Source organism: Flavobacterium sp. 22659 (genome assembly GCF_052044235.1).
In the GTDB taxonomy this organism is placed as follows: domain Bacteria; phylum Bacteroidota; class Bacteroidia; order Flavobacteriales; family Flavobacteriaceae; genus Flavobacterium; species Flavobacterium johnsoniae.
In genome coordinates this window covers 67097-89995 of the sequence record NZ_JBQEMU010000001.1, presented here as the reverse complement: position 1 = coordinate 89995, position 22899 = coordinate 67097, and the positions used below count along the sequence as shown (strand labels likewise).

General features: G+C 33.4%; 23 protein-coding genes. 9 read left to right on the top strand and 14 right to left on the bottom strand.

From position 1 onward, the window contains the following. Window positions 1-14: 14 nt before the first annotated feature. From ACTJIW_RS00470 to ACTJIW_RS00460, 3 genes are all read right to left on the bottom strand, one after another. A complete protein-coding gene (locus ACTJIW_RS00470) occupies window positions 15-716 on the bottom strand; it encodes a hypothetical protein (RefSeq protein ID WP_073409119.1) in 702 nt (233 codons plus the stop codon). Window positions 717-847: 131 nt separating this feature from the next. Beyond that, window positions 848-2677, bottom strand: a complete 1830-nt coding sequence (locus ACTJIW_RS00465; RefSeq protein WP_012022225.1) for an ABC transporter ATP-binding protein — start codon at window positions 2675-2677, stop codon at window positions 848-850. A gap of 296 nt (window positions 2678-2973) precedes the next feature. After that, entirely contained in the window at window positions 2974-3579 is a 606-nt protein-coding gene (locus ACTJIW_RS00460; protein WP_073408883.1) for a nitroreductase family protein, read from the bottom strand. A gap of 94 nt (window positions 3580-3673) precedes the next feature. Between ACTJIW_RS00460 and ACTJIW_RS00455 the strand changes: the two genes are divergently transcribed. Then, window positions 3674-4021 (top strand): winged helix-turn-helix transcriptional regulator, encoded by a 348-nt coding sequence (locus tag ACTJIW_RS00455; protein WP_012022223.1) that lies wholly within the window; start codon window positions 3674-3676, stop codon window positions 4019-4021. A 118-nt stretch (window positions 4022-4139) separates the two neighbouring features. Here ACTJIW_RS00455 and ACTJIW_RS00450 read toward each other — a convergent pair whose 3' ends face one another. From ACTJIW_RS00450 to ACTJIW_RS00440, 3 genes are all read right to left on the bottom strand, one after another. Beyond that, window positions 4140-5867 carry a phospho-sugar mutase gene (locus tag ACTJIW_RS00450; RefSeq protein ID WP_440715398.1) on the bottom strand — a complete coding sequence of 576 codons (1728 nt, stop codon included), beginning with the start codon at window positions 5865-5867 and terminating at the stop codon, window positions 4140-4142. Window positions 5868-5980: 113 nt separating this feature from the next. Beyond that, window positions 5981-6937 (bottom strand): glycosyltransferase family 2 protein, encoded by a 957-nt coding sequence (locus ACTJIW_RS00445; protein ID WP_274251250.1) that lies wholly within the window; start codon window positions 6935-6937, stop codon window positions 5981-5983. A gap of 9 nt (window positions 6938-6946) precedes the next feature. Then, the gene (locus ACTJIW_RS00440) at window positions 6947-7477 is read right to left on the bottom strand and encodes a DUF4199 domain-containing protein (RefSeq protein WP_011921627.1); all 531 of its coding nucleotides are present in this window, start codon (window positions 7475-7477) and stop codon (window positions 6947-6949) included. 250 nt (window positions 7478-7727) lie between these two features. Between ACTJIW_RS00440 and ACTJIW_RS00435 the strand changes: the two genes are divergently transcribed. Both ACTJIW_RS00435 and ACTJIW_RS00430 read left to right on the top strand, forming a co-directional pair. Then, the gene (locus ACTJIW_RS00435; RefSeq protein WP_011921626.1) at window positions 7728-7982 is read left to right on the top strand and encodes a type B 50S ribosomal protein L31; all 255 of its coding nucleotides are present in this window, start codon (window positions 7728-7730) and stop codon (window positions 7980-7982) included. Between the two features lie 335 nt (window positions 7983-8317). Next, entirely contained in the window at window positions 8318-9493 is a 1176-nt protein-coding gene (locus tag ACTJIW_RS00430) for a GlmU family protein (protein ID WP_440715399.1), read from the top strand. A 131-nt stretch (window positions 9494-9624) separates the two neighbouring features. On the opposite strand, the gene ACTJIW_RS00425 is transcribed toward ACTJIW_RS00430, so the two are convergent. Beyond that, a complete protein-coding gene (locus ACTJIW_RS00425; protein WP_011921624.1) occupies window positions 9625-10068 on the bottom strand; it encodes a PepSY-like domain-containing protein in 444 nt (147 codons plus the stop codon). A gap of 319 nt (window positions 10069-10387) precedes the next feature. On the opposite strand from ACTJIW_RS00425, the gene ACTJIW_RS00420 reads away from it, so the two are divergent. The 3 genes from ACTJIW_RS00420 (at window position 10388) to ACTJIW_RS00410 (ending at window position 14852) form a co-directional block, all read left to right on the top strand. Beyond that, window positions 10388-12022, top strand: coding sequence for an ABC-F family ATP-binding cassette domain-containing protein (locus ACTJIW_RS00420; protein WP_011921623.1), 1635 nt, complete (start codon window positions 10388-10390; stop codon window positions 12020-12022). Window positions 12023-12249: 227 nt separating this feature from the next. After that, on the top strand, window positions 12250-13398 hold the full coding sequence (locus ACTJIW_RS00415; protein ID WP_440715400.1) for a porin: 1149 nt from the start codon (window positions 12250-12252) through the stop codon (window positions 13396-13398). Window positions 13399-13421: 23 nt separating this feature from the next. Continuing rightward, window positions 13422-14852 carry an anion permease gene (locus tag ACTJIW_RS00410; protein WP_440715401.1) on the top strand — a complete coding sequence of 477 codons (1431 nt, stop codon included), beginning with the start codon at window positions 13422-13424 and terminating at the stop codon, window positions 14850-14852. On the opposite strand, the gene ACTJIW_RS00405 is transcribed toward ACTJIW_RS00410, so the two are convergent. Continuing rightward, window positions 14849-15160, bottom strand: a complete 312-nt coding sequence (locus ACTJIW_RS00405; protein WP_254796536.1) for a GNAT family N-acetyltransferase — start codon at window positions 15158-15160, stop codon at window positions 14849-14851. The genes ACTJIW_RS00410 and ACTJIW_RS00405 overlap by 4 nt on opposite strands. Window positions 15161-15447: 287 nt before the next feature. On the opposite strand from ACTJIW_RS00405, the gene ACTJIW_RS00400 reads away from it, so the two are divergent. Further along, complete coding sequence (locus tag ACTJIW_RS00400; RefSeq protein ID WP_011921619.1) at window positions 15448-16107, top strand: alpha/beta hydrolase family protein; 660 nt, start codon at window positions 15448-15450, stop codon at window positions 16105-16107. A gap of 254 nt (window positions 16108-16361) precedes the next feature. On the opposite strand, the gene ACTJIW_RS00395 is transcribed toward ACTJIW_RS00400, so the two are convergent. Continuing rightward, window positions 16362-16877: a hypothetical protein gene (locus ACTJIW_RS00395; RefSeq protein ID WP_011921618.1), complete on the bottom strand. Its 516-nt coding sequence runs from the start codon at window positions 16875-16877 to the stop codon at window positions 16362-16364. Between the two features lie 168 nt (window positions 16878-17045). On the opposite strand from ACTJIW_RS00395, the gene rpmH reads away from it, so the two are divergent. Continuing rightward, window positions 17046-17207, top strand: a complete 162-nt coding sequence (gene rpmH / locus ACTJIW_RS00390) for a 50S ribosomal protein L34 (protein WP_008464848.1) — start codon at window positions 17046-17048, stop codon at window positions 17205-17207. A gap of 144 nt (window positions 17208-17351) precedes the next feature. Further along, window positions 17352-20207 carry a carbamoyl-phosphate synthase large subunit gene (carB, locus tag ACTJIW_RS00385; protein ID WP_011921617.1) on the top strand — a complete coding sequence of 952 codons (2856 nt, stop codon included), beginning with the start codon at window positions 17352-17354 and terminating at the stop codon, window positions 20205-20207. A 74-nt stretch (window positions 20208-20281) separates the two neighbouring features. Here the strand turns inward: carB and yiaA are convergent, their stop codons facing one another. The 5 genes from yiaA to ACTJIW_RS00360 form a co-directional block, all read right to left on the bottom strand. Next, window positions 20282-20680 (bottom strand): inner membrane protein YiaA, encoded by a 399-nt coding sequence (gene yiaA / locus ACTJIW_RS00380; RefSeq protein WP_011921616.1) that lies wholly within the window; start codon window positions 20678-20680, stop codon window positions 20282-20284. A gap of 150 nt (window positions 20681-20830) precedes the next feature. Beyond that, window positions 20831-21370 carry a DUF4252 domain-containing protein gene (locus ACTJIW_RS00375; protein ID WP_011921615.1) on the bottom strand — a complete coding sequence of 180 codons (540 nt, stop codon included), beginning with the start codon at window positions 21368-21370 and terminating at the stop codon, window positions 20831-20833. A gap of 2 nt (window positions 21371-21372) precedes the next feature. After that, complete coding sequence (locus ACTJIW_RS00370) at window positions 21373-21900, bottom strand: DUF4252 domain-containing protein (RefSeq protein ID WP_011921614.1); 528 nt, start codon at window positions 21898-21900, stop codon at window positions 21373-21375. Between the two features lie 16 nt (window positions 21901-21916). Next, the gene (locus ACTJIW_RS00365) at window positions 21917-22372 is read right to left on the bottom strand and encodes a hypothetical protein (RefSeq protein ID WP_440715402.1); all 456 of its coding nucleotides are present in this window, start codon (window positions 22370-22372) and stop codon (window positions 21917-21919) included. Next, window positions 22359-22868: an RNA polymerase sigma factor gene (locus ACTJIW_RS00360; protein ID WP_440715403.1), complete on the bottom strand. Its 510-nt coding sequence runs from the start codon at window positions 22866-22868 to the stop codon at window positions 22359-22361. Before ACTJIW_RS00360 ends, ACTJIW_RS00365 begins: the two co-directional genes overlap by 14 nt. Window positions 22869-22899: the final 31 nt, after the last annotated feature.

Sequence of the window (22899 nt, the reverse complement as noted above, 5' to 3'; positions counted from 1 at the left end):
GAACCTCAGAACCTTTATATTAATATATCACTTTCCAGATCTGATTTTTCGATTTCAAAACCAAAATCCAGACGTTCTACCAATTCGATTACCAGTTTTTTGTACCAGTTTTCGGATTTTGGGTGAATGTAGATTTTTTCGATTAACTGATTAATATCAACATTGATTTTTAATCCATCGTTTAGTTTGATTTCGCTTTTTGAAGTATCAGTAAGAATACGGACTTCGCGTTCGTATTGAAAACTTTTTCTTTTAAATAAAAAGGGGAAGAACAAATCATCAAACGGAATATATTCTTTTTTATAATCGATGTAATTGACTTCGCCAATATACTGGTCAAAATTGTTTTCCGGTCTTACTGCTTTCTGCAGTCTTCCAATAGTAGACTGAATGGCTAAACCTTCGTTGTTTTTTGTGAAAATCTGCCACATGGCAAAAGATTCATATTCGTTAATATGCCAGCTGCTAATGGCTACTTTTTCGCGATGTGTTTTGTAGTAATTTAAAAATTCAGGATTGTCTACAGCCAGTTTTTTAATCTCCTCGTATGTAGGTTCGCTGAAAGTCCCTTCGTATTGATCTTCAAATTTATCAGAACGAGACATGAAAAGTTTTTTAGAAAGCAGTAGATCTAAAAATTTAGATAAGTCAAGATATTTCCAAACAATAGTATCAGGATCGTCCGGAAGTTTTATGTTGGGGTTGTTAAGATACATTTTTCTGAAAGAATTAAATTTCAATCTTTAACTATCCTAAAGTTATAAAATAAAACACAGATTAAAGAAATTAAACTAAGTTTTAATATTTCCTTAATCTGTGCAGATTATTTTATATGTATGTTTGAATCTTATGACTCTAGAGACTGCATCGTTACTAATTTGTTGTAAGTTCCGTTGTGTGCAATCAGTTCTTCGTGAGTTCCCTGTTCTACAATTTTTCCTTTTTGCATTACAACAATAACGTCTGCCTTTTGAATCGTTGAAAGTCGGTGGGCAATCACGATCGATGTTCTGTTCTGCATCATGTTTTCGAGCGCAACCTGAACAAATTTTTCACTTTCTGTATCTAATGCTGATGTTGCTTCGTCCAGAATCATTATCGGCGGATTTTTCAATACGGCACGGGCAATAGATAAACGTTGTTTTTGTCCGCCCGAAAGTTTGTTTCCGCTGTCTCCAATGTTAGTGTAGATTCCCAGCGGCAGTTCTTTTACAAACTCATATGCGTTGGCAATTTTTAAAGCTTCGATAATTTCATCATCAGTTGCATCTAATTTTCCTAAAGAAATATTTGCTTTAATGGTGTCATTAAATAAAATACTGTCTTGTGTTACCAATCCCATTAAGCTGCGAAGCGATTGCAGGTTCATGTCTTTAATATTGATTCCGTCAATAGAAATTGAACCTTCGTTTACATCATAAAAACGAGTCAGTAAATTGGCAATTGTACTTTTTCCGCTTCCAGATTGACCCACAAGTGCAACAGTCTGTCCTTTTTTAATTTGAAGCGAAAAATCTTTTAAAACAGTTTCTTCTTCGTATTTAAAATTAACATGCTGCACATCTATAATAGAATCAAAAGATGTTTTTTCGATTGCATTTTCTTTTGATGTAATTGTGTTTTCCTGTTCTAATATTTCAAGAACACGTTCAGCAGCGGCATTTCCTCTTTTTACTCCGTATGAAGCTTTAGAAATGGCTTTTGCAGGAGTTAAAATATTATAAGCTAACCCCATGTAAGCAATAAACGAAGGACCGCTTAGTGTTTTGTCAATCAAAACCATTTGTCCTCCATACCATAATAGAATAGCGATTACGGTAATTCCCATAAACTCACTTGCTGGAGAAGCTAAGTTTTGACGGTTTCCTATTTTGTTTGATAAACTAAAAAAACGTTCAGTAGAGTTTTGAAAAACAGTATTAAAATAGCCTTCAGCATTGTATCCTTTTACCACTTTTAATCCTCCCACGGTTTCTTCGATAGTAGATAAAAAAGTACCTTGTTCTTCTTGTGCTTTTGTAGATTGTTTTTTTAATTGTTTTCCAATTAATGAAATAATATAGCCGGAAATTGGAATGAAAATAAATACAAATATTGTCAGCTTCGTGCTGATAATAAGCATTGTCGTTATGGTGAAAATAATGGTCAGCGGTTCTTTAACAATAAGCTCCAAAATTGCTAAAAAGGAATTCTGAACCTCATTTACGTCTGCAGAAATTCTAGAAATAACATCTCCTTTTCTTTTTTCAGAATAAAAAGCCAGCGGAAGTTCTAATGTTCTTTTATACAAAGCATTTCTCATATCTTTTAAAACACCATTTCGTAAAAAAGTGATAAAAAACATGGCTAAATAATCGGCTAGGTTTTTTAATAAAAAGATCGAAATTATAATCGCTACCATTATAGATAAAATGTAGCCAGGATCATGAGTGCCTTTTGTTGTTGTTATGTAATAACTCAAATAGTCTTCTCCGTACTGCTGAAGTTTTAAAATGCCTTCGTATACAGGTTTTACTTTTCTTTCTTTTGTCTGGTCAAATAAAACCTGAAGCATTGGTATTAAAGCAACAAACGAAAGTGTGCTGAAAAGAGCATACAAAACATTAAAAAAGATATTTAAGAATGCGTATTTTTTATACGGATATATAAAAGGAACTATTTTTTTGAAATTACTCATTTATTTTTTTTGATATTGTTTTTTGGGTAATGACTATTTAATGTGTATTAACGTAATTGTCATTTAAATTTTACTGCACAAATTTAATCCAATTGGATTGTTTTCAATTTCTTTTTGCTTTTTTTTATAAAAAAAGTTTCTTTAAAAGTAAAAATAAGGAAAACACTTTATTAAGTTAATATTAGGCAGTATATAAAAACATTCTAAAAAATAAAGGTGGGTTTTGAAAACAAAAAAACCGGACAACTTTTCGATATCCGATTTTTTTAAATTTTATAGAAAGAAAATAATGCAGTTTAAAAAGATTCTATAATTTCTTTCATTTCAAATCTCGATTTTGGTAAAACTGCTGGATGAGCCCAGTCATTTGCAGCATCGGCATAACCTACTGTTACGGCAAATAAGGGTGAATATCCGTCTTGTTTTAAAATGTTTTTATAAGCCGTACGGTCGATTCCTTCCATTGGAGTCGCATCGAGACCCATACTGATACAAGCGCTTAGAAAGAAGCCCAGAGAAATATAAACCTGATTTTCTAACCATGATTTTACAGCTTCATCTCCATTCGATTTTATTAATGGTTCATAAAACCCTTTTATCCACGCTTCTGGGAGTACAGAAAGATTTCGGTTTTCAAAATGTTCTATATTTTCCATTACGCTGAATACAACTAAAAGATTAACATCATTTATTGACTGTTCGTTTACATAAGATTGTGAAGCCAGTTCTTTTTTTAAAGTCTGATTTGTAATAAAAGTAAATTTCCACGGCTGGCTGTTAATGGAAGATGGACTTAAACGCAGAATTTGTTTCAATTCTTCGATTTGTTCGTTTGAAACCTGTTTGGTATTGTCGTACTTTTTTGTTGAATATCTAACTTTTGCAAGATCTAAAAAACTCATATTTGTAAATTTAAATTAAACTATACTTTTTATTGTTGCAAAACTAAGTATAGTGAATTACCTTTGCAATAACGGTTAAAAATGATAGTAACAGATGTATAGTATAGATGATAAGCAGTATCCTTGCAGTACCAGTCTGACAATGAAATATATTGGAGGAAAATGGAAGGCAGTTATTTTAATTCACTTAATTCAAAAAAAGCGATATAGTGAATTGAGAAAAGAATGCAAGGTTATTACAGAACGAACATTGAGTCTGCAGTTAAAAGAAATGGAAGAAGACGGTCTGGTTACCCGCACAGTTTATACGAGTAAACCGCCATTAAGAGTGGAGTATGAATTAACAGAATTTGGAAAGACGCTTATTCCTTTACTGAACTCTATTGCTGAATGGGGAATGGAAACTGCAAAAAATAATAAACGCATACAAGCTGTTGAATAACACTTATACGGATTGTGGAACTTTTTAATAAAAAAACCCGGATTTACATATATAAAATGTAAATCCGGGTTTTAGCTTTAATTGTCTTAAAAACAATTAGGATATATCAAAATACAGTTTAGTTTAACTGCATATCTGCAATAATGTTCTGGATTTTTTCGTCTAAGAATTTTTCAGCATCATCAAAATCTAAAACTGATTCTAATTCGGCATTAACGCTGATATAGAATTTAATTTTTGGTTCAGTTCCGCTTGGTCTTGCACAAATTTTAGAACCGTCTTCGGTATAATAAATCAATACGTTTGATTTTGGAATATCCATCGAAGATTCTTCGTTTGTCAATAAATTCAATGCAGTTGATGATTGGTAATCTTCAACCATAATAACACGCTGTCCGTTGATTTCTTTTAATGGGTTCTGGCGTAGATTAACCATCATCTGGTTGATTTCTTCTAAACCTTCCATTCCTTTTTTAGTCAATGAAACTAAAAATTCTTTGTAGAAACCATTTTCTACGTAAAGTTGTAAAAGTTCTTTGTAAACAGAGCTTCCTGCTGCTTTTGCCTGAGCGGCAACTTCGCAGATCAATAGGGTAGCGGCAACAGCATCTTTGTCTCTAACAGCATCGCCAACCATGAATCCGAAACTTTCTTCACCGCCGCCGATAAATTCAAGTTCAGGAAAATCTTTGATCATTTTAGCAATCCATTTAAATCCTGTTAAGCCTACTTTGCATTCAACTCCATAACTTGTTGCCAGTTCCATCATCATTGGAGTCGAAACGATTGTTGATCCAACGAATTGTTTCCCATTGATTTTTCCAGCTTTTTTCCATTGTTTTAAAAGGAAAGAAGTCATTAAAACCATAGTCTGGTTTCCGTTAAGCAAAATCATTTTACCGTCGTTATTTCTAACAGCAACACCTAAACGGTCACAGTCAGGATCTGTTCCAACCACGATATCAGAGTTTGTTTTATCGGCTAAAGCTAAAGCCATTGTTAAGGCTTCAGGTTCTTCCGGATTTGGAGATTTTACAGTTGGGAAATCTCCGTCTGGAACGGCCTGTTCTGGTACAATATGTACATTTTTGTAGCCTGCCTGTGATAAAACATCCGGGATTGATTTTATAGAAGTTCCGTGCAGTGAAGTAAAAACAATGTGAAGATTGTCTTTGGCTTCAGCCGGAGTATTAAAACTTGCGTTTTCTATAGATGATTTTATAAATGCTTTATCAAGTTCTGTATCGATGTACTGAATTAAGCTTTCGTTTGCATTGAATTTGATTTTGTCATAGCCTAAGCTTTCAATTACATTGACAATTTCTTTGTCTTGTGGAGGAACGATTTGTCCGCCGTCCTGCCAGTACACTTTGTATCCGTTATATTCTGGCGGATTGTGTGATGCAGTAAGAACAATACCGCATTGACATCCTAAATATTTAAGTGCAAAAGACAATTCAGGAGTTGGTCTTAAATCTGAAAACAAATAAACCTGAATTCCGTTTGCAGAGAAAACATCAGCAACAACTTTAGCTAAAGTATTACTGTTATGACGACAGTCGTAAGCAATAACAACTTTTAAAGGTTCGTTTGGGAAAACCTGATGCAGATAATCAGATAATCCCTGAGTGTTTTTTCCAAGTGTGTATTTGTTGATTCTGTTGTTTCCTACGCCCATAACACCGCGCATACCTCCGGTTCCAAATTCCAGATTTTTGTAGAAACTTTCTTCAAGATCTTTTGGAGAAGTAGTCATTAATTCTTTTACAGCTGTCTGCGTTTCCTGGTCAAATGTCGGCGTAAGCCATTCGTTTACTGCGTTTAATATATTAGGTGCAATATTCATTTTAAATTTCTTTTTAATATTTTAATTAAAGATAGAGAAATTTTGGAAGTTATTTCCTGCTATCATTTTAATTTTTTTTGTCTCTCCTTGATAAAGTATTGGAGAAAATGTTTTTAAAAATTAACCTCTCGTGATACTTTATAACGTTCTTCGTTGTTTTTGGTTCTTAAGATAATTTCTCCTAAAAATCCGGCTAAAAACAGCTGAGTTCCCAGGATCATTGTTGTTAAAGCTATAAAAAACCAAGGGTTATTAGTTACCAGGCTGTATTTCATTCCATTATACATGTGGTATAATTTTGAAACTCCAATATATCCGGCAGATAAAAAACCAATAATAAACATGATAGAACCAATAGCGCCAAATAAGTGCATTGGTCTTTTTCCGAATCTTGATAAAAACCAAATCGTAATTAAATCAAGGAATCCGTTAATAAAGCGTTCCATTCCAAATTTGGTTTCGCCGTATTTACGTGCCTGATGAATTACTACTTTTTCACCAATTTTTCCAAAACCGGCATTTTTTGCCAAAACCGGAATGTAGCGGTGCATCTCGCCCGAAACTTCAATGTTTTTAACTACAGTATTTTTATAAGCTTTTAATCCGCAGTTAAAATCGTTAAGCTCAACACCAGAAGTTTTTCTGGCTGCCCAGTTAAATAATTTTGAAGGAATGTTTTTAGCCACTACAGAATCGTAACGTTTCTTTTTCCAGCCAGAAACTAAATCGAATTTCTGTTGTGTAATCATTTCGTACAATTCAGGAATTTCATCCGGACTGTCTTGCAAATCAGCATCCATAGTAATAATAACATCACCTTTTGCTTTTGCAAAACCTGCGTGTAAAGCCTGCGATTTTCCGAAATTTTTCATGAAACGAATTCCCTTTACATTTGGGTTTTCGTTAGAGAAACCTTCAATAATATTCCAAGAATCATCTGTACTTCCATCATCTACAAAAATGATTTCATAAGAGTAATTATTAGACTGCATCACTTTAATAATCCATGAATAGAGTTCTTTAAGCGATTCCTCCTCGTTTAGAAGCGGTATAAGTATAGATAGATTCATTTATAATTTTTATTCTTGAGTAGTTTTGCTTTTAAAAAATGCTGCGAAAATTAATCCGAAAATTGCGCTGATTACCATAGCAAAAACTGATCCTTTTAATAATTCAAGAGTCGAATAAGGATTTGTTAGTTTCATTTTAGCAATAGCTTCGTTGATTGATGAAGCCGGAGCGCCAAATTTCTGCATCATGTTTGCAGTATATTTTACCATTATGTCGCTTAAAGTGTCTTTTGCACCCGGGTCAATAACGTTAAATAAGATAATATTAAAAGAAGTAGAAATTAAAATACCAATTACTGCTGCTATAAAATAAGTGGTAAAAGCATCTTTAAAAGGAAAAACACCGTTTAATTCTTTCTTAGTTTTAGAAAGTAAAATGATGCTGATTGTAATGCTGATTGCGATGCCTATTAATCCCATCCACCATGCAGTAAACAAGTTTAAATCAATAGCATAGATAGTTGCAGTAACCAATGCAGATGCAATTCCAATCATTACACCATACGCAATACCATTCTTTTTTATAACTTCATTAATCATATTTCTATATGTTTTAAAATTAATCCACAAATATAGCAATTCCCAATATACATCGATGAGAAAAAAAGCTTTTTGAATTTAACTAAAAAAAAGTAAGCTAAGTATTTGTTTATTAAAAAAGAATTGTAAATTTGCACACTCAAAATTAATTAAAATTTTAAATAAAAAAGAGCATTGTTTGTTTATACCTTTTTCTAACCATGGAAAAGCTTCAAAATAAAAATGTTCTAAACAATAAATAAAAAGAAAGATGAAAAAAGGAATTCACCCAGAAAATTACAGATTAGTTGCATTTAAAGACATGTCAAATGATGACGTTTTTATCACTAAATCTACTGCAGATACAAAAGAAACAATTGAAGTTGACGGAGTTGAGTATCCAGTTGTAAAAATGGAGATTTCTAGAACATCTCACCCTTTTTATACTGGTAAATCTAAACTTATTGATACTGCAGGACGTATTGATAAATTCAAAACTAAATATGCAAAACACGCTAAAAAATAATAGCTGTTTAAAATATATAAAAGCCTTCCAAAATTGGAAGGCTTTTTTTTTACAAATTAATTTATAGGTTAAGAAATTTCTATTTTAAAATAGCTGTGGTTTTAGTAACCACGAGTACGTTGTGAATATATTGCGTTCCAGTGGTTGAAACAGCTGGCTATGTTTTGGTATACGAAATCAAAATCTAATAGGATTTGGAAAATAATCGTAATCTAAATGTACGAAAATTGAAAATTTGCGGCTATTTACATATAAACATGATTAATCTAAAAAATAAATATTTGTAACTTTGGTCTCGGTAACCAAATCAAATTTTAACACATTAAATTAAATTTATGAATTACATTCTTTTCGACGGTCCCGTCCGGAATGCTTTATTACCTTTTACTTTTACACGACCAGTTGCAGATATTTTAATCGGAATTATGACAATTCGTCAAAAGTGGGAGGCTCGTTTAGGTTCTACTATAACAACTATTACTGAAGACTATCTTTCTGCCAAATTCCCAATGGTAGAAATGGAAGAGAACGTAATGATAAACGCAGCGTATTTGCCAAATGATACGCTTGCAGAATTAGTTTCTGATTTAAAAGAGAATCAGGCAATTTTTAAAGGCGATGATGTAATTGCTTTTTTTACAACCGAAAACCAGGAAGAAGTCGATTTTGATACGTACGAAATTATTCAGTACAATGAAGAATGTCTGACAGTTGAACATACATGGGATATTTTCTCAAAGAATGATGCTGCCATTCGTGCCGATTTTGCTTTTTTAACCGAAGACAGAAAATCACAGCCTATTCCTAAAAGCGTAAATGTTATTGCGCCAGAAAATGTATTTATTGAAGAAGGAGCAAAACTGGAGTTTGTAACTTTAAATGCATCTAATGGTCCTATATATATAGGAAAGAATACCGAAATTATGGAAGGAACGGTTATTCGCGGGCCTTTTGCTTTATGCGAAAATGCAATGGTAAAAATGTCGGCTAAGGTTTATGGAGCAACAACTGTTGGTCCGGGATCCAGAATAGGCGGTGAGGTTAAAAACTCAGTTCTTTTTGCGAATTCAAACAAAGGACACGAAGGATTTTTAGGAGATTCTGTTTTAGGTGAATGGTGTAATATTGGTGCTGATTCGAATAACTCAAACCTAAAAAACAATTACGAAGAAGTGAAATTATGGAGCTATGAAACAGAAGGTTTTGCTAAAACCGGACTTCAGTTTTGCGGTTTAATGATGGGAGATCATAGTAAATGCGGTATCAATACGATGTTTAATACAGGAACCGTAGTTGGTGTGAGCGCGAATATTTTTGGATCTGGTTTTCCTCGTAATTTTGTTCCGAGTTTTTCTTGGGGCGGTGCTGCAGGATTTACAACTTATGTAACCAAAAAAGCTTTTGAAACGGCAAGATTGGTTATGAGCCGAAGAAATATTGATTTCGACGAAACAGAAGCAGCGATCTTAGAGCATATTTTCGAAGAAACTAAAAAATGGAGAAAAGACTAATGAGATAATTAGTCAATTTGAAAATGAGATAATTTTACAACCCGACAGGTTTTTGTGATCTGTCGGGTTTTGTTATTTTAAGGTTTTAGAGAATTTTCTAATTTCCGAATTGACACATTTTCTAATTTTACTTATTTATCAATCTTAATAAAATCCCCTTTTAAACTGAATTTCAATTCTAAACCATTCGTTAGTTTTGTTTCATATCCTGAAGATTCGATTTCTATTTTGGTTACTTTTTCTTTCGGGAAGTTTTCTTTTATATAAGAAGCAACCTTTTTAGGAATAATAGATTTCGGAATTTTAGAATTTTTGCCGTCAACTTCTTTCCAGTTTCCTTTTTTGTCGAATTCAATTTCAATCTGGTTATCAAATTGAACTTTGTATTCTGTCGAAAGGATTTCTTTGTCTTCCAATATATAGCTCGGTTTTTTCGATCCAAAATGTGTTTTTAAAAATGTCTGCGCGTTTGCGGGTAAAGCTTCTTTTTTGATTACAGTTTTTTGCGCATTCGCAGAAAGTCCAAATAGTAATCCTGCAATTAAGGAAACAGCCAGTTTTAATTTCGTTTTCATATTTTGCTGATTTTTAAATTTATATACAAGGTAAGATTAAAATTTTAAAATTGAGAAATCTAAGTAGGTTTAACATCAATCATGCTTCTTTTTTTGCCGCAGATTAAAAGATTAAAAAGATTTTTTAGAAGGAATTTAAAAAAGAGAATCAGTGAAAATCCTTTTATCTGCGTCGAAAAAGATATTGTCTAATTGACACATTTTCAAAATTATCTAATTATCAAATTGGACATTGTCTAATTAAATCTATCTTTGCAGCACGAAAAAAATGGGTTGTCAGATAAACGATTAACCGATTAAACAAAATTCACAAACACAAATGATTACAGTTAACGATATTTCGGTTCAGTTTGGCGGAACTACACTTTTTAGCGATGTTTCTTTTGCTATTAATGAAAATGATAAAATTGCCCTTATGGGTAAGAATGGTGCGGGAAAATCGACACTTTTAAAAATAATTGCAGGTGTAAATAAACCTTCTACAGGAAGTATTTCTGCGCCAAAAGAAGCTGTAATTGCTTACTTGCCACAGCATTTGCTTACTGAAGACGGTGCAACTGTTATGGAAGAAGCATCAAAAGCTTTCAGTGATATTTTTAAAATGAAAGCCGAAATTGACGAAATCAACGAACAGTTAACCGTTCGTACTGATTATGAAAGTGACGAATACATGAAATTAATCGAAAGAGTTTCTGACTTAAGCGAAAAATTTTATGCTATTGAAGAAATAAATTACGAAGCTGAAGTTGAGAAAATTTTAGTTGGTTTAGGATTCGAAAGAGAAGATTTTACACGTCAGACTTCAGAATTTTCAGGAGGATGGAGAATGCGTATCGAATTAGCTAAAATCCTTTTGCAAAAACCAGATTTGATTTTGCTGGATGAGCCTACCAACCACATGGATATCGAAAGTATTCAATGGTTAGAAGATTTCTTATTGAATCAGGCTAAAGCAGTTGTGGTGATTTCTCACGATAGAGCGTTTGTAGATAATATTACAAACCGTACTATCGAGGTTACAATGGGAAGAATCTACGATTACAAAGCAAAATACACCCATTATTTAGAGTTAAGAAAAGACCGTCGTATTCATCAGCAGAAAGCTTATGACGAGCAGCAAAAAATGATTGCCGAAAACCGTGCTTTTATTGAGCGTTTCAAAGGAACATTCTCAAAAACAGATGCTGTTCAGTCTCGTGTAAAAATGCTTGAAAAGTTAGAAATCGTTCAGGTTGATGAAGTAGATACATCTGCATTACGTTTGAAATTCCCGCCGGCAGCACGTTCAGGGCAATATCCAGTTGTTGTAAAAGAAATGTCAAAATCGTATGGAGATCATGTGGTTTTTAAAGATGCAAACATCGTAATCGAACGCGGACAGAAAGTAGCTTTTGTTGGTAAAAATGGAGAAGGAAAATCGACTATGATTAAAGCAATTATGAAAGAAATCGGCGTTGATTCAGGAAGCGTTGAAATTGGACATAATGCACAAATTGGATACTTTGCTCAAAATCAGGCCGCTTTATTAGATGAAAATGCTACTATTTTTGAAACTATCGATAGTATTGCGGTTGGAGATATTAGAACGCAGATCAAGAATATTTTGGGAGCTTTCATGTTTCAGGGAGATGATATTACTAAAAAAGTAAAAGTGCTTTCCGGAGGAGAAAAAACACGTTTGGCAATGATTAAATTGTTGTTAGAACCAGTGAATTTATTAATTCTGGATGAGCCTTCGAATCACTTGGATATGAAGACAAAAGACATTATTAAAGATGCATTGCGTGATTTTGACGGAACATTGATTTTGGTTTCTCACGACCGTGATTTCCTAGACGGATTAGCAACTAAAGTTTTTGAATTTGGAAACAAAAGAGTAAAAGAGCATTTTGAAGATGTTGCAGGTTTCCTTGCTCACAAGAAAATGGATTCTATGAGAGAAATAGAAAAATAGAGTCTAAATACATATAGATCAAAAAGCACAAGTTCATTCTTGTGCTTTTTTTTGTTTTAATAACATTATTTTAATGCAACTTTTTTTACAACACTTCTATTTTTTTTGTTATTTTAGTACTTCATTTCGTGTCGACTATAGATAGTTAACTTTTTGATCTTCAAAAAGGATAGTGCTGATTCTGAATTCAGTTATAAGAAACTAATATTTTTATTAATTTGAAGTCTATGAATAAAATTCTACTAGTTCCGATTATTATTCTCTTTTTTATAACTCCATTTTCTCTGCATGCTCAAGGCGATGTAAATGCTGGAGAAAAAACCGATAGCGAGATAAAATATCCTCAATATCAGCTAAAAGGACTTTTACAGGCAAGATATCTGGAAAGTTTTGGCGACAATGTTGATGTTCTAGGAGTACATCATTCTACTGGAGATGTTACCCAGCAGTCTTTTGATATTAAAAGAATGCGTGTTGGCTTGAATACCAGGTTAAGTGAAGCTACAGAAGTCGTAATTCTGGTAAACTTAGCCGATTTTAAATCAGATACCAAAGGCAAAGTTCTCGAAAACGCTTACGGAAAATATACCTTCAATAAATATATTGCTTTGACCGGAGGACAGTTTCGTCCGGCATTTGGAATTGAAGAGCTTGTTCCTGTAGATATTATCAAATCTTTTGACTTCTCAAATCAATATTATGAATTCGGAAAAAACGGCTGGACCAGTTTTCAAATTGGGGCTTCGGCAACCGGATCTTTTGATATTGGAAAAATTCCGGTTAGTTATGCTGTCTCAGTTTTGAACGGAAATGGAAAAAACGTAGAAATGGATAAAGACAACGGAAAACAATATTCTACAAGATGGGTTTTTGAATTGTCTAAAGAGCATAAAATAAATCTGGGTTTAAATGGTGGTATTGGAAAAGTGTTTAAAGAAGATGTTTTTGCAGTTGGAGCTGATATAACCAGCGATTTTAAACTAACAGACCGATTTACTTTTGATCTTCAAATTGAATACAAACAAGGAACAAATCATAATTTATATTTTTCACTGCCAGCCGAAAGCAGAGTAGGTGATGTTTCCAATTATCAAATGCGCGGGATTTATTTTCTGCCAAATTTGAGATATGTGGTAAATTATAAAAAACTAACGGCATTAGAACTATCATGTCGTTACGAAACTTTTAATCCTAGTTACAAAGTAAATTCAAATGTCAGACAAACTTATACACCTATGATTAGTCTTGAATTTGGAAAAAATTATACAGGAAGAATTGAAATGGGGTTTGAAATTGACCGTTTTGATAAAAATATCCCGGATACATCAACCTATAATGATGAATTATTCCTGATTCAGTTACAACTCCGACTTTAGTTTTAATATAAATCTAAATTATTATGAAAGAAGTACAAATTCCTCAAACCCTGATTACCCTTGCTGTTGGAATTGCAATTTGGTTTATTCCTGCACCAAATGGAGTCGTTATTGAAGCCTGGCACTTGTTTGCGATTTTTGTGGCCACTATTTTGGGAATTATTCTAAAAGCGGCTCCAATGGGGACGATGTGTATGATTGCAATTGCGTTAACGGCTTTTACGCAGGTTCTGGCACCGGGCGATCCTGGAAAATCAATTACGCTGGCCTTAAAAGGATTTGGCGATAAAGTAATCTGGCTTATCGGAATTTCGTTTTTTATAGCCAGAGGATTTATAAAAACAGGTTTAGGAAATAGAATTGCTTTTTTATTCATTCGAATTTTCGGAAAAAGCTCTCTTGGATTGGCTTATGGATTAGGTCTTGCTGATTTAGTTTTGGCTCCGGCTGTGCCAAGTAATACAGCAAGAGGAGGTGGAATTATTTATCCTATAATGAAATCCATGTCAATGAGTTTTGGTTCTGTACCGGATCAGCCTGAAACACATAGAAAATTAGGTTCTTATTTAACATTGAATTGCTATAATATGAATTTAATAGCTTCATCAATGTTTCTGACCGGAACGGCAAGTAATCCAATGTGTCAGAAGTTTGCGCTTAATTTAGGGATTAAAATAACCTGGATGTCATGGGCAGCTGCAGCAATCATTCCGGGATTGTGTGCCTTTTTTGTGATTCCCTTTGTGTTGTATAAGATATATCCGCCAGAACTAAAAAAGACTGGAGATGCACCGCAGATTGCCATGCAGAAATTAAAAGAAATGGGGCCGATTACCCGTAACGAATGGATGATGCTTTTAACATTCTTTATCCTCTTGTTTCTTTGGATGACAGGCGATTTGTTTTCTATAGACGCTACAACAACTGCATTTATTGGTTTGGTGATTTTATTGCTTACTTCAGTTTTAACATGGGATGATGTAAAAGCCGAAAAAGGAGCGTGGGATACCATTGTATGGTTTTCGGTTTTAGTAATGATGGCGAGTTCGCTTAACGAACTTGGATTTATCGGCTGGTTTAGTAATGTTGTAAAAGCCGAAATTGGAGGTTTGAGCTGGCAGATGGCATTTCCAATAATTATATTGGTCTACTTTTTCAGTCATTATCTTTTTGCAAGTGCAACGGCACACGTAGCGGCAATGTATGCGGCACTTTTGGGTGTTGGGGTTTCACTTGGTATTCCGGGGTTGCTTTTGGCTTTTATGCTTGGTTTTATGGGATCAATTTACGGAACGTTGACGCATTACGGACATGGTCCGGCTCCCGTTTTTTTCGGAAGCGGATATGTCGATTTAAAAAGCTGGTGGGTCAAAGGTTTGGTAACCGGACTTGTAATGCTTTTTATTTATATGGGAATTGGCGGATTATGGCTTTGGGTAATAAATTATTTTTAAATTCTGATTCCCGGCGGTAATAATTCTTTGTACTTTGGATTTTTTTTGAAAAATGCTGCGATTTTTGGATGAATCGGCACAACTCTGAAATTTTTTTCTGTACTTAGTTCCATAATGTTTTTAAGTAAAGTGTCAATTACAGACTGGTTTTCGAAGTTTTCGGGTGTGTTGATTTTGGTTAAAAAGATTTTCTTTTCCTGAAAAGAATATTCAACGCTTAATAATCCCTCAGGGACTACGGTTTCAAATTGTCTGGCAAAGGTATTGTCTTTGATTTCCATAGTTTCAGTAGGCTCCATATTTGTCATGTTTTTGGGGTGGATAAAATATTAGAAAAAGAACGATAAAAAATAAACAAATAAAATCTTTGGAAAAGATATTTAAATGCGAGTAATTTGGATTGCAAAGTTAATCATTTGATTTTCAATATTGAAGTATTTTAAGTAAGATTTGGACTAGTTTTTTAAACTGCTCTGTTTTGTAGTTTAATTTGTTTTAATATGTAAGAATGGTGTAAGATTTGCTGTGCATATCATTGAAAAAAGTAAAAATATTTTGAAATTAAAATTCGCAATTATAATCCCTTTTCATACAAATGAGTAAAATTCCAGTATATTTTATGCCCGGTTTGGCGGCAAGTCCGGCAATTTTTGAAAGAATCCAGTTAGATGAATCTGTTTTTGAAATGTGTTTATTAGAATGGGAAATTCCGCATCCAAAAGAAGCCTTGTCAGATTATGCGCTTAGAATTTCTAAAAAAATCAAACACGAAAATCCTGTTTTGGTTGGAGTTTCTTTTGGAGGGATTTTAGTTCAGGAAATCGCAAAACACATTCAGGCTCGAAAAGTTATTATTATTTCTAGTGTTAGAAGTAATATTGAATTCCCAAAAAGAATGAAAATCGGAAAAACTACAAAAGCCTATAAGCTGATTCCGATGAAGCTGATTTTAAATATCGAAAGTCTGGCAAAATATTCTTTTGGAGAAAAAGTAAATAAACGTATTAAGTTATATGAGAAGTTTTTAGCGGTTAGAGATCTTAACTATTTGCAATGGGCTGTAGAATCAGTTATTTTATGGGATAGGAATAAGGTTGATGAAAACGTAATTCATATTCACGGCGACAAAGACGAAGTTTTTCCAATAAAATACATCAACAGCTGTATTGTGGTAAAAGGCGGTACACATATTATGATTCTCAATAAATATAAATGGCTTAATGAAAATCTGCCTTCTATTATATTAGAAGATTGAATTTTTTAAGTTTTTCAGTCTCAGTTTTCAGTTTTGAACTTTGTCAATGATGTGCAAAGATTTATGCGTAATCTTGTCATTTCGACGAAGGAGAAATCTTCGCAAGCAGCTCCTCAAAAGTATATTTTAAATCTTTGTAGAGTTTCGTGCGAAGATTTCTCCTTCGTCGAAATGACAAAACGGGACGTTTGCGGTATAAAAAAATCCCAAACTCCTTAGGAATTTGGGATTTGATATATTGAAATTTAAAAAAATTAGATTTTCTTCATTTGCTCTTTCATCATAGAAATCTGCTCTTTCAGCATTCCCTGCTTGTCTAATTTCTTAGCTTCGTTTAATAAATTAGTAGCTTCAAGTTTTCTTCTGCGTGACATTGCAACTCCTGCAAGGTTTAATTTAGCTACTGCTAAATCCATATCCATAGATAATCCCAGCTCAATTGCTTTTTTGAAATGTTTTTCAGCCTGGTTAATGTTAGTCTGCGATAACATGATACCTTGTAAATAGTTTAAGTATCCTTGTTGTTTTCTAACTAATGCTCCTTCCGGATTTTTGATATATGATAACCATTTATTTGCGCCTTCAAAGTCTTGTTTTCTTAATTTAAGGAAGGCTAAAAGGATAAATTCGTTTTTAAAATAAAGAAAAATTGGAATTGCAGTCAATAATATAAGAAAGATTCCATTTCCGATATTACTTTCTGTAAATTGCCAAATGCCCGCCACTACAAGAAGTCCGGCCAAAATAAGTTTAATATTTTTGTGAAACATAATTAATGTAAATTTGTGATTGCAAAGATAGTAAAAGGAATTAAAAATATTTTTATAAAACTGCTTGCCAGAAAAAAAAGTCTTTGTATATTTGCACTCGGTTTTTGAATAACGATATCCAAAACCAAATAACGAGTTAATAGATACCATTTTTAAAGATACAAAGCAATGAGCAAAAGAACATTTCAACCATCGAAAAGAAAAAGAAGAAATAAGCACGGATTTATGGACAGAATGGCTTCTGCGAATGGAAGAAAAGTTCTAGCGCGTAGAAGAGCAAAAGGAAGACATAAATTAACTGTTTCTAGCGAGCCTAGACACAAAAAATAATGTTTGTATAAACATACATAAGGCGATTACTTTTTTAGTATCGCCTTTTTTTATACCTTGTCGGTAAAAAATATCCCAACTTTCTAGTTTATAACGCACTAGATATGTTTTTTAAATCGTAAATAACTACACAATACATACAAAATGCCTAAAGACACATCAATAAAATCAGTTTTAATAATAGGGTCAGGACCTATTGTTATTGGCCAAGCTTGCGAATTCGATTATGCGGGATCTCAATCTGCACGCTCGATTCGTGAAGAAGGAATTGAGGTTATCTTGATTAACTCGAATCCAGCGACAATTATGACCGACCCATCTATGGCGGATCATATTTATTTGAAACCTTTAACGACAAAATCGATTATTGAAATTCTTAAGGAACATCCTCAAATTGATGCTGTTTTACCAACAATGGGAGGACAGACAGCTTTGAACTTGTGTTTAGAGGCTGAGGAAAAAGGAATCTGGCAGGATTTTGGGGTAAGATTAATCGGTGTTGATGTAAATGCAATTAATATTACAGAAGACAGAGAGCAGTTTAAACAGCTTTTAGAAAAAATTAAAGTACCAACTGCACCTGCAAAAACAGCTACTTCTTACCTTGAAGGAAAAGAAATTGCTCAGGAATTTGGCTTCCCGCTTGTTATTCGTCCTTCGTTTACACTTGGAGGAACAGGAGCAGCAGTGGTTTATAAAAAAGAAGATTTTGATGAGCTTCTAACTAGAGGTCTTGAAGCTTCTCCAATTCACGAAGTTTTAATTGATAAAGCTTTAATGGGATGGAAAGAATACGAGTTAGAGCTTTTAAGAGATAAAAATGACAACGTTGTAATTATCTGTTCTATCGAAAACATGGATCCAATGGGAATCCATACTGGAGATTCGATTACAGTTGCGCCTGCAATGACATTATCTGATACAACTTTCCAAAAATTACGTGACTACGCTATCTTAATGATGAGAAGCATCGGAAACTTTGCGGGAGGATGTAACGTACAATTTGCAGTTTCTCCAGACGAAAAAGAAGATATCGTAGCAATCGAGATTAACCCTCGTGTGTCTCGTTCTTCTGCTTTAGCATCAAAAGCAACTGGATATCCAATTGCAAAAATTGCTTCTAAATTAGCTTTAGGATACAATTTAGATGAATTACAAAATCAAATTACAAAATCTACTTCGGCTCTTTTCGAACCAACTTTAGATTATGTAATCGTAAAAATACCACGTTGGAACTTCGATAAATTTGAAGGTTCAGACAGAACTTTAGGTCTTCAGATGAAATCTGTAGGTGAAGTTATGGGAATTGGACGTTCTTTCCAGGAAGCACTTCACAAAGCAACTCAATCTTTAGAGATTAAGAGAAACGGTTTAGGTGCAGACGGGAAAGGATATAAAGATTACGAATTAATTATCGATAAACTGACTCACGCAAGCTGGGACAGAGTTTTCGTAATTTACGATGCGATCGCAATGGGAATTCCGTTGAGCACAATTCATGAAATTACAAGAATCGATATGTGGTTCTTGAAACAATACGAGGAGCTTTACACTTTAGAAAAAGAAATCTCAAACTATAAAGTTACAGATCTTCCTAAAGAGTTATTGCTTGAAGCGAAACAAAAAGGTTTTGCTGACAGACAATTAGCGCACATGATGAATTGTTTAGAAAGTGAAGTACACACTTTGCGTATGGAACAAAAAATCAACCGTGTGTTTAAACTGGTTGATACTTGTGCGGCTGAGTTTAAAGCGCTTACTCCTTATTACTACTCAACTTTTGAGGCTGAAATTGAAAAAGCAAACGGAGAGCGTTTTGTTGACAACGAAAGTATCGTAACAGATAAAAAGAAAGTAATCGTTTTAGGTTCCGGACCAAACAGAATTGGACAAGGAATCGAGTTTGATTACTCTTGTGTACACGGAGTTTTAGCAGCTAAAGAATGCGGTTACGAAACGATCATGATTAACTGTAATCCTGAAACGGTTTCTACTGACTTTGATACAGCGGATAAATTATATTTCGAACCAGTTTTCTGGGAGCATATTTATGACATCATCCAGCACGAAAAACCAGAAGGTGTAATCGTTCAGTTAGGAGGACAAACAGCTCTTAAATTAGCAGATAAACTTTCTAAATACGGTGTAAAAATCATCGGAACTAGTTTCGACGCACTAGATTTAGCAGAAGACAGAGGAAGATTCTCAGACTTATTAACTGAGTTAAATATTCCTTTCCCAAGATTTGGAATCGCTGAAACAGCTGACGAAGCTTCTAAATTGGCTGATACTTTAGATTTTCCGCTTTTAATTCGTCCTTCTTATGTATTAGGAGGTCAGGGAATGAAAATTGTAATCAATAAAAAAGAGCTTGAAGAGCACGTTATCGATTTGTTGAAAGCAATTCCAGGAAACAAATTATTACTAGATCACTACTTAGCCGGAGCAATCGAAGCTGAGGCAGATGCGATTTGTGATGCTGATGGGAATGTGTACATCATCGGAATTATGGAGCACATTGAGCCTTGCGGTGTTCACTCTGGAGATAGTAACGCAACATTGCCTCCTTTTAACTTAGGAGAATTTGTAATGCAGCAAATTAAAGATCATACACATAAAATCGCCAGAGCTTTAAAAACGGTTGGTTTAATCAATATCCAGTTTGCGATTAAAGATGATACAGTTTACATTATCGAGGCAAACCCAAGAGCTTCTAGAACGGTTCCGTTTATTGCAAAAGCTTACGGAGAACCTTATGTAAACTACGCTACAAAAGTAATGTTAGGTCACAATAAAGTAACTGACTTTGATTTCAACCCGCAATTAAACGGATATGCAATCAAACAGCCAGTTTTCTCTTTCAGTAAATTCCCGAACGTAAACAAAGCGTTAGGACCAGAAATGAAATCAACAGGAGAAAGCATCTTGTTTATTGATGACTTAAAAGACGATCAATTCTACGAATTATACTCTAGAAGAAAAATGTATTTGAGTAAATAATCTCAAATTCTACTATAAAAGAAAAGCTCCAATGAAAATTGGAGCTTTTTTTATTTTAAATAGGTTTAAAACTTTTATTCGTTTTGACCAAAGCTCATATTGTCTCTGGTATTTTTTTGCACAGAAATAGCACCAAACAATGCTAATAGAAATGCAAATGCATAAAAACCTTTTTCGCTTGGTAAAATTGTTGCATTCCATAATCCAACAACTAAAAGAACAATTGATAATAAAGTTCCAAACCAGCAGATTCCGTAGTAAATATCGGTTACCGGAAGTTTTTCAAGTCGGTCTCTAACACTTTTTTGTAAAGAAACAACAGCAAAAAGTCCGAACATTAAAACAGTGAAATAATATCCTTTTTCGTTTAACAGCATTTCAGCTCTGGCAAGTCCAACAATAAAACCGATTGTTCCGGCTCCAAGAGCAACCCAAGATGCTGCGATAAAGGCATTTGATGTTTTTTGTATCATAATTTATTATTTTGGTAAGTTGCAAATATAATTAAATTGCATTCATATCAAAATAAATACCTGTTATTTTGCTCAGTAAAATCTTTCAAATATATATAAGAAAAAAGCTCCAGTTATGGAGCTTCAGTCGTTTATAAAGTAAGTAAAAGTCTATTGTTTAATTAATTGCTGCAATGGTTTTAACTGCTCCATGTCAATTTTTGATTCTTTTAAAACTGACATAAGTGTTATAATGTTATTCGGGTTCATATCTTTTCCTAATACTCGAACTACAGCAAAACCATTTTCTTTTTTATTGGCAAAAACCACAAATTCTTTAATGTTTTCATCTGAGCCAACATAACTTATTGATGCTCCATCTTTTCCAGAACCAAATTTCATTAGTTCCTGGTATTTAGGATTTTTTAATATCGCCGTAACTTTTTTACGTTCCGTTTCAAATTCTGCCTGATTTTTATCTGTTGCTTTAAAAGCTAAGATGTTCATTTTATCAAATGAGTTTACAGCTTCTTTTTGCTCTGCCGAAAGTTTTGTTTTTTCTAAGTTTAAAATATCAGACGAAACATCAACAGAAATAAAATCTTTTTTATCTGTATTTTCAACAAAATATTTTTGCAGTGAAGGTTCAGAATTACAGCTTACTAAAGTTAGTAATGCTAAAATGGCTGTGGTGAAAACATTGACTTTCATGATTATTTTTTGTTTTTAGAAGCTTTCTTTAAGTCAGAACCGCCAGGAAGCTGCATTTTGTCTGTTAGAACAGAGATCTCATTTAAATCAAAGTTTCCTGTAAGAGACAATAAAACAGTTTCGTCGTTTTTTGCTCCGTCAACAAACATTAGTAATTCTTTGATTTGAGTGTCGCTTGCTCCAGATTTTACCATTATTTTGACATTTTTACCGCTGTCGTTTACACGCATCAACTCTTCTAAACCTGCAGTTTTGATGTATTTATCTGCAGAAGCTTTCATGTCAGCTTCGATTTTAGGATTTTTAGTTGTAAACACTTTTAGGTAATCTAATTTTTTAATCAGATTAATATATTGCTGTGTTTCTTTATCAGAAGCATCAACCTTTACCTTGCTCATTAAATCGAACATTTTTTTGTTTACAATTACTGATGTTACATCGTCCTGACCATCAAATTTGTCAAAAGCACCTTGTGCATAAAAAGCTTGGGTAACGAATGCGAAAACTAGTGTTATGATGAAATTTTTCATTTTTGTGTGTTTTAATTTACTGTTTAAAAATTCTGTTTTTTGATTGTTCATATTCGTTAATGTATTGTACACTTTCGATACCTACATTAACATTGCTCGATAATAGGGACAAAGCTTTTTGTGTTGCTTTTAAAGCTTCTTCCGGATCATCGTAGGTTCCTAATTCTGATTGGGCTGTAACCGAAGTTGTTTTTTCGCCAGTAAAATAATAGGTTCCAATTCCTAGTAAAACAACAATTGATGCTGCAATTGATAGCCACGCCACATTTCGTTTCTTAGTTTTTAGTGGTATTTCCTGCATTGATTTTTGTTGTTTTACCTGAGAGAAATAACCAAAAATAGGTTTGTACTGCTCCAAATGCTGCGCAACATCTGATGAAGAAAAATATTCTTTTAATTGATTTTCTTCGGTAATAGTAGTTTCTCCCTGAAAGTATTTTTCTAATATATTTTCTATTTTATCTAATTCCATAACTGTGTGCATTTACCATTGATTCTCTTATTTTTTTTCTTGCTCTCGAAAGTGCTACCCTGATTGCGGTTTCGTTCATGTTGACAATTTTCGCAATTTCTTCAAATTCATATTGTTCAACATCCCGCAGCTGAATTAATATTTGAAGCTGTTCCGGCAGCTGGCTTATAATTTTTCCTACCCATTCTAAACTATCTGCATCCTCCAGTTTTCGGTCTAATTGCGGCTCCCGATCTGTAAAATTATTATGTACAATTTTAAGATTTCCTGCTCTTTTCGATTTTAACTGATCTAAACAATAATTTTTTGTCATGGTCATCGCCAAAGCTTCAACATTATTGTAAGCGTCAAGATTCTCTTTTTTGTTCCATAATTTTACCATTACTTCCTGAGTTGCATCTTCAGCTTCTTCGGTACTGGTAAGCAATCGTTTTGCCAGACGAAACACTTTGTCTTTAAAAGGATTAACTAATTCTATAAACACATTCTGGTTCATAAATTAAAAGGTTATTCGTTAGCTTATATAG

Bases quoted from the DNA above. Each gene is read 5' to 3' on its own strand.
- ACTJIW_RS00395 (WP_011921618.1), bottom strand. From the start codon at position 16,877: ATGTTTCACAAAAATATTAAACTTATTTTGGCCGGACTTCTTGTAGTG.
- ACTJIW_RS00410 (WP_440715401.1), top strand. From the start codon at position 13,422: ATGAAAGAAGTACAAATTCCTCAAACCCTGATTACCCTTGCTGTTGGA.
- carB (WP_011921617.1), top strand. From the start codon at position 17,352: ATGCCTAAAGACACATCAATAAAATCAGTTTTAATAATAGGGTCAGGA.
- ACTJIW_RS00365 (WP_440715402.1), bottom strand. From the start codon at position 22,372: ATGGAATTAGATAAAATAGAAAATATATTAGAAAAATACTTTCAGGGA.
- ACTJIW_RS00455 (WP_012022223.1), top strand. From the start codon at position 3,674: ATGTATAGTATAGATGATAAGCAGTATCCTTGCAGTACCAGTCTGACA.
- ACTJIW_RS00440 (WP_011921627.1), bottom strand. From the start codon at position 7,477: ATGATTAATGAAGTTATAAAAAAGAATGGTATTGCGTATGGTGTAATG.
- ACTJIW_RS00450 (WP_440715398.1), bottom strand. From the start codon at position 5,867: ATGAATATTGCACCTAATATATTAAACGCAGTAAACGAATGGCTTACG.
- ACTJIW_RS00415 (WP_440715400.1), top strand. From the start codon at position 12,250: ATGAATAAAATTCTACTAGTTCCGATTATTATTCTCTTTTTTATAACT.
- ACTJIW_RS00470 (WP_073409119.1), bottom strand. From the start codon at position 716: ATGTATCTTAACAACCCCAACATAAAACTTCCGGACGATCCTGATACT.
- ACTJIW_RS00425 (WP_011921624.1), bottom strand. From the start codon at position 10,068: ATGAAAACGAAATTAAAACTGGCTGTTTCCTTAATTGCAGGATTACTA.
- rpmH (WP_008464848.1), top strand. From the start codon at position 17,046: ATGAGCAAAAGAACATTTCAACCATCGAAAAGAAAAAGAAGAAATAAG.
- ACTJIW_RS00370 (WP_011921614.1), bottom strand. From the start codon at position 21,900: ATGAAAAATTTCATCATAACACTAGTTTTCGCATTCGTTACCCAAGCT.
- ACTJIW_RS00435 (WP_011921626.1), top strand. From the start codon at position 7,728: ATGAAAAAAGGAATTCACCCAGAAAATTACAGATTAGTTGCATTTAAA.
- ACTJIW_RS00400 (WP_011921619.1), top strand. From the start codon at position 15,448: ATGAGTAAAATTCCAGTATATTTTATGCCCGGTTTGGCGGCAAGTCCG.
- ACTJIW_RS00375 (WP_011921615.1), bottom strand. From the start codon at position 21,370: ATGAAAGTCAATGTTTTCACCACAGCCATTTTAGCATTACTAACTTTA.
- ACTJIW_RS00405 (WP_254796536.1), bottom strand. From the start codon at position 15,160: ATGACAAATATGGAGCCTACTGAAACTATGGAAATCAAAGACAATACC.
- ACTJIW_RS00360 (WP_440715403.1), bottom strand. From the start codon at position 22,868: ATGAACCAGAATGTGTTTATAGAATTAGTTAATCCTTTTAAAGACAAA.
- ACTJIW_RS00465 (WP_012022225.1), bottom strand. From the start codon at position 2,677: ATGAGTAATTTCAAAAAAATAGTTCCTTTTATATATCCGTATAAAAAA.
- yiaA (WP_011921616.1), bottom strand. From the start codon at position 20,680: ATGATACAAAAAACATCAAATGCCTTTATCGCAGCATCTTGGGTTGCT.
- ACTJIW_RS00445 (WP_274251250.1), bottom strand. From the start codon at position 6,937: ATGAATCTATCTATACTTATACCGCTTCTAAACGAGGAGGAATCGCTT.
- ACTJIW_RS00420 (WP_011921623.1), top strand. From the start codon at position 10,388: ATGATTACAGTTAACGATATTTCGGTTCAGTTTGGCGGAACTACACTT.
- ACTJIW_RS00430 (WP_440715399.1), top strand. From the start codon at position 8,318: ATGAATTACATTCTTTTCGACGGTCCCGTCCGGAATGCTTTATTACCT.
- ACTJIW_RS00460 (WP_073408883.1), bottom strand. From the start codon at position 3,579: ATGAGTTTTTTAGATCTTGCAAAAGTTAGATATTCAACAAAAAAGTAC.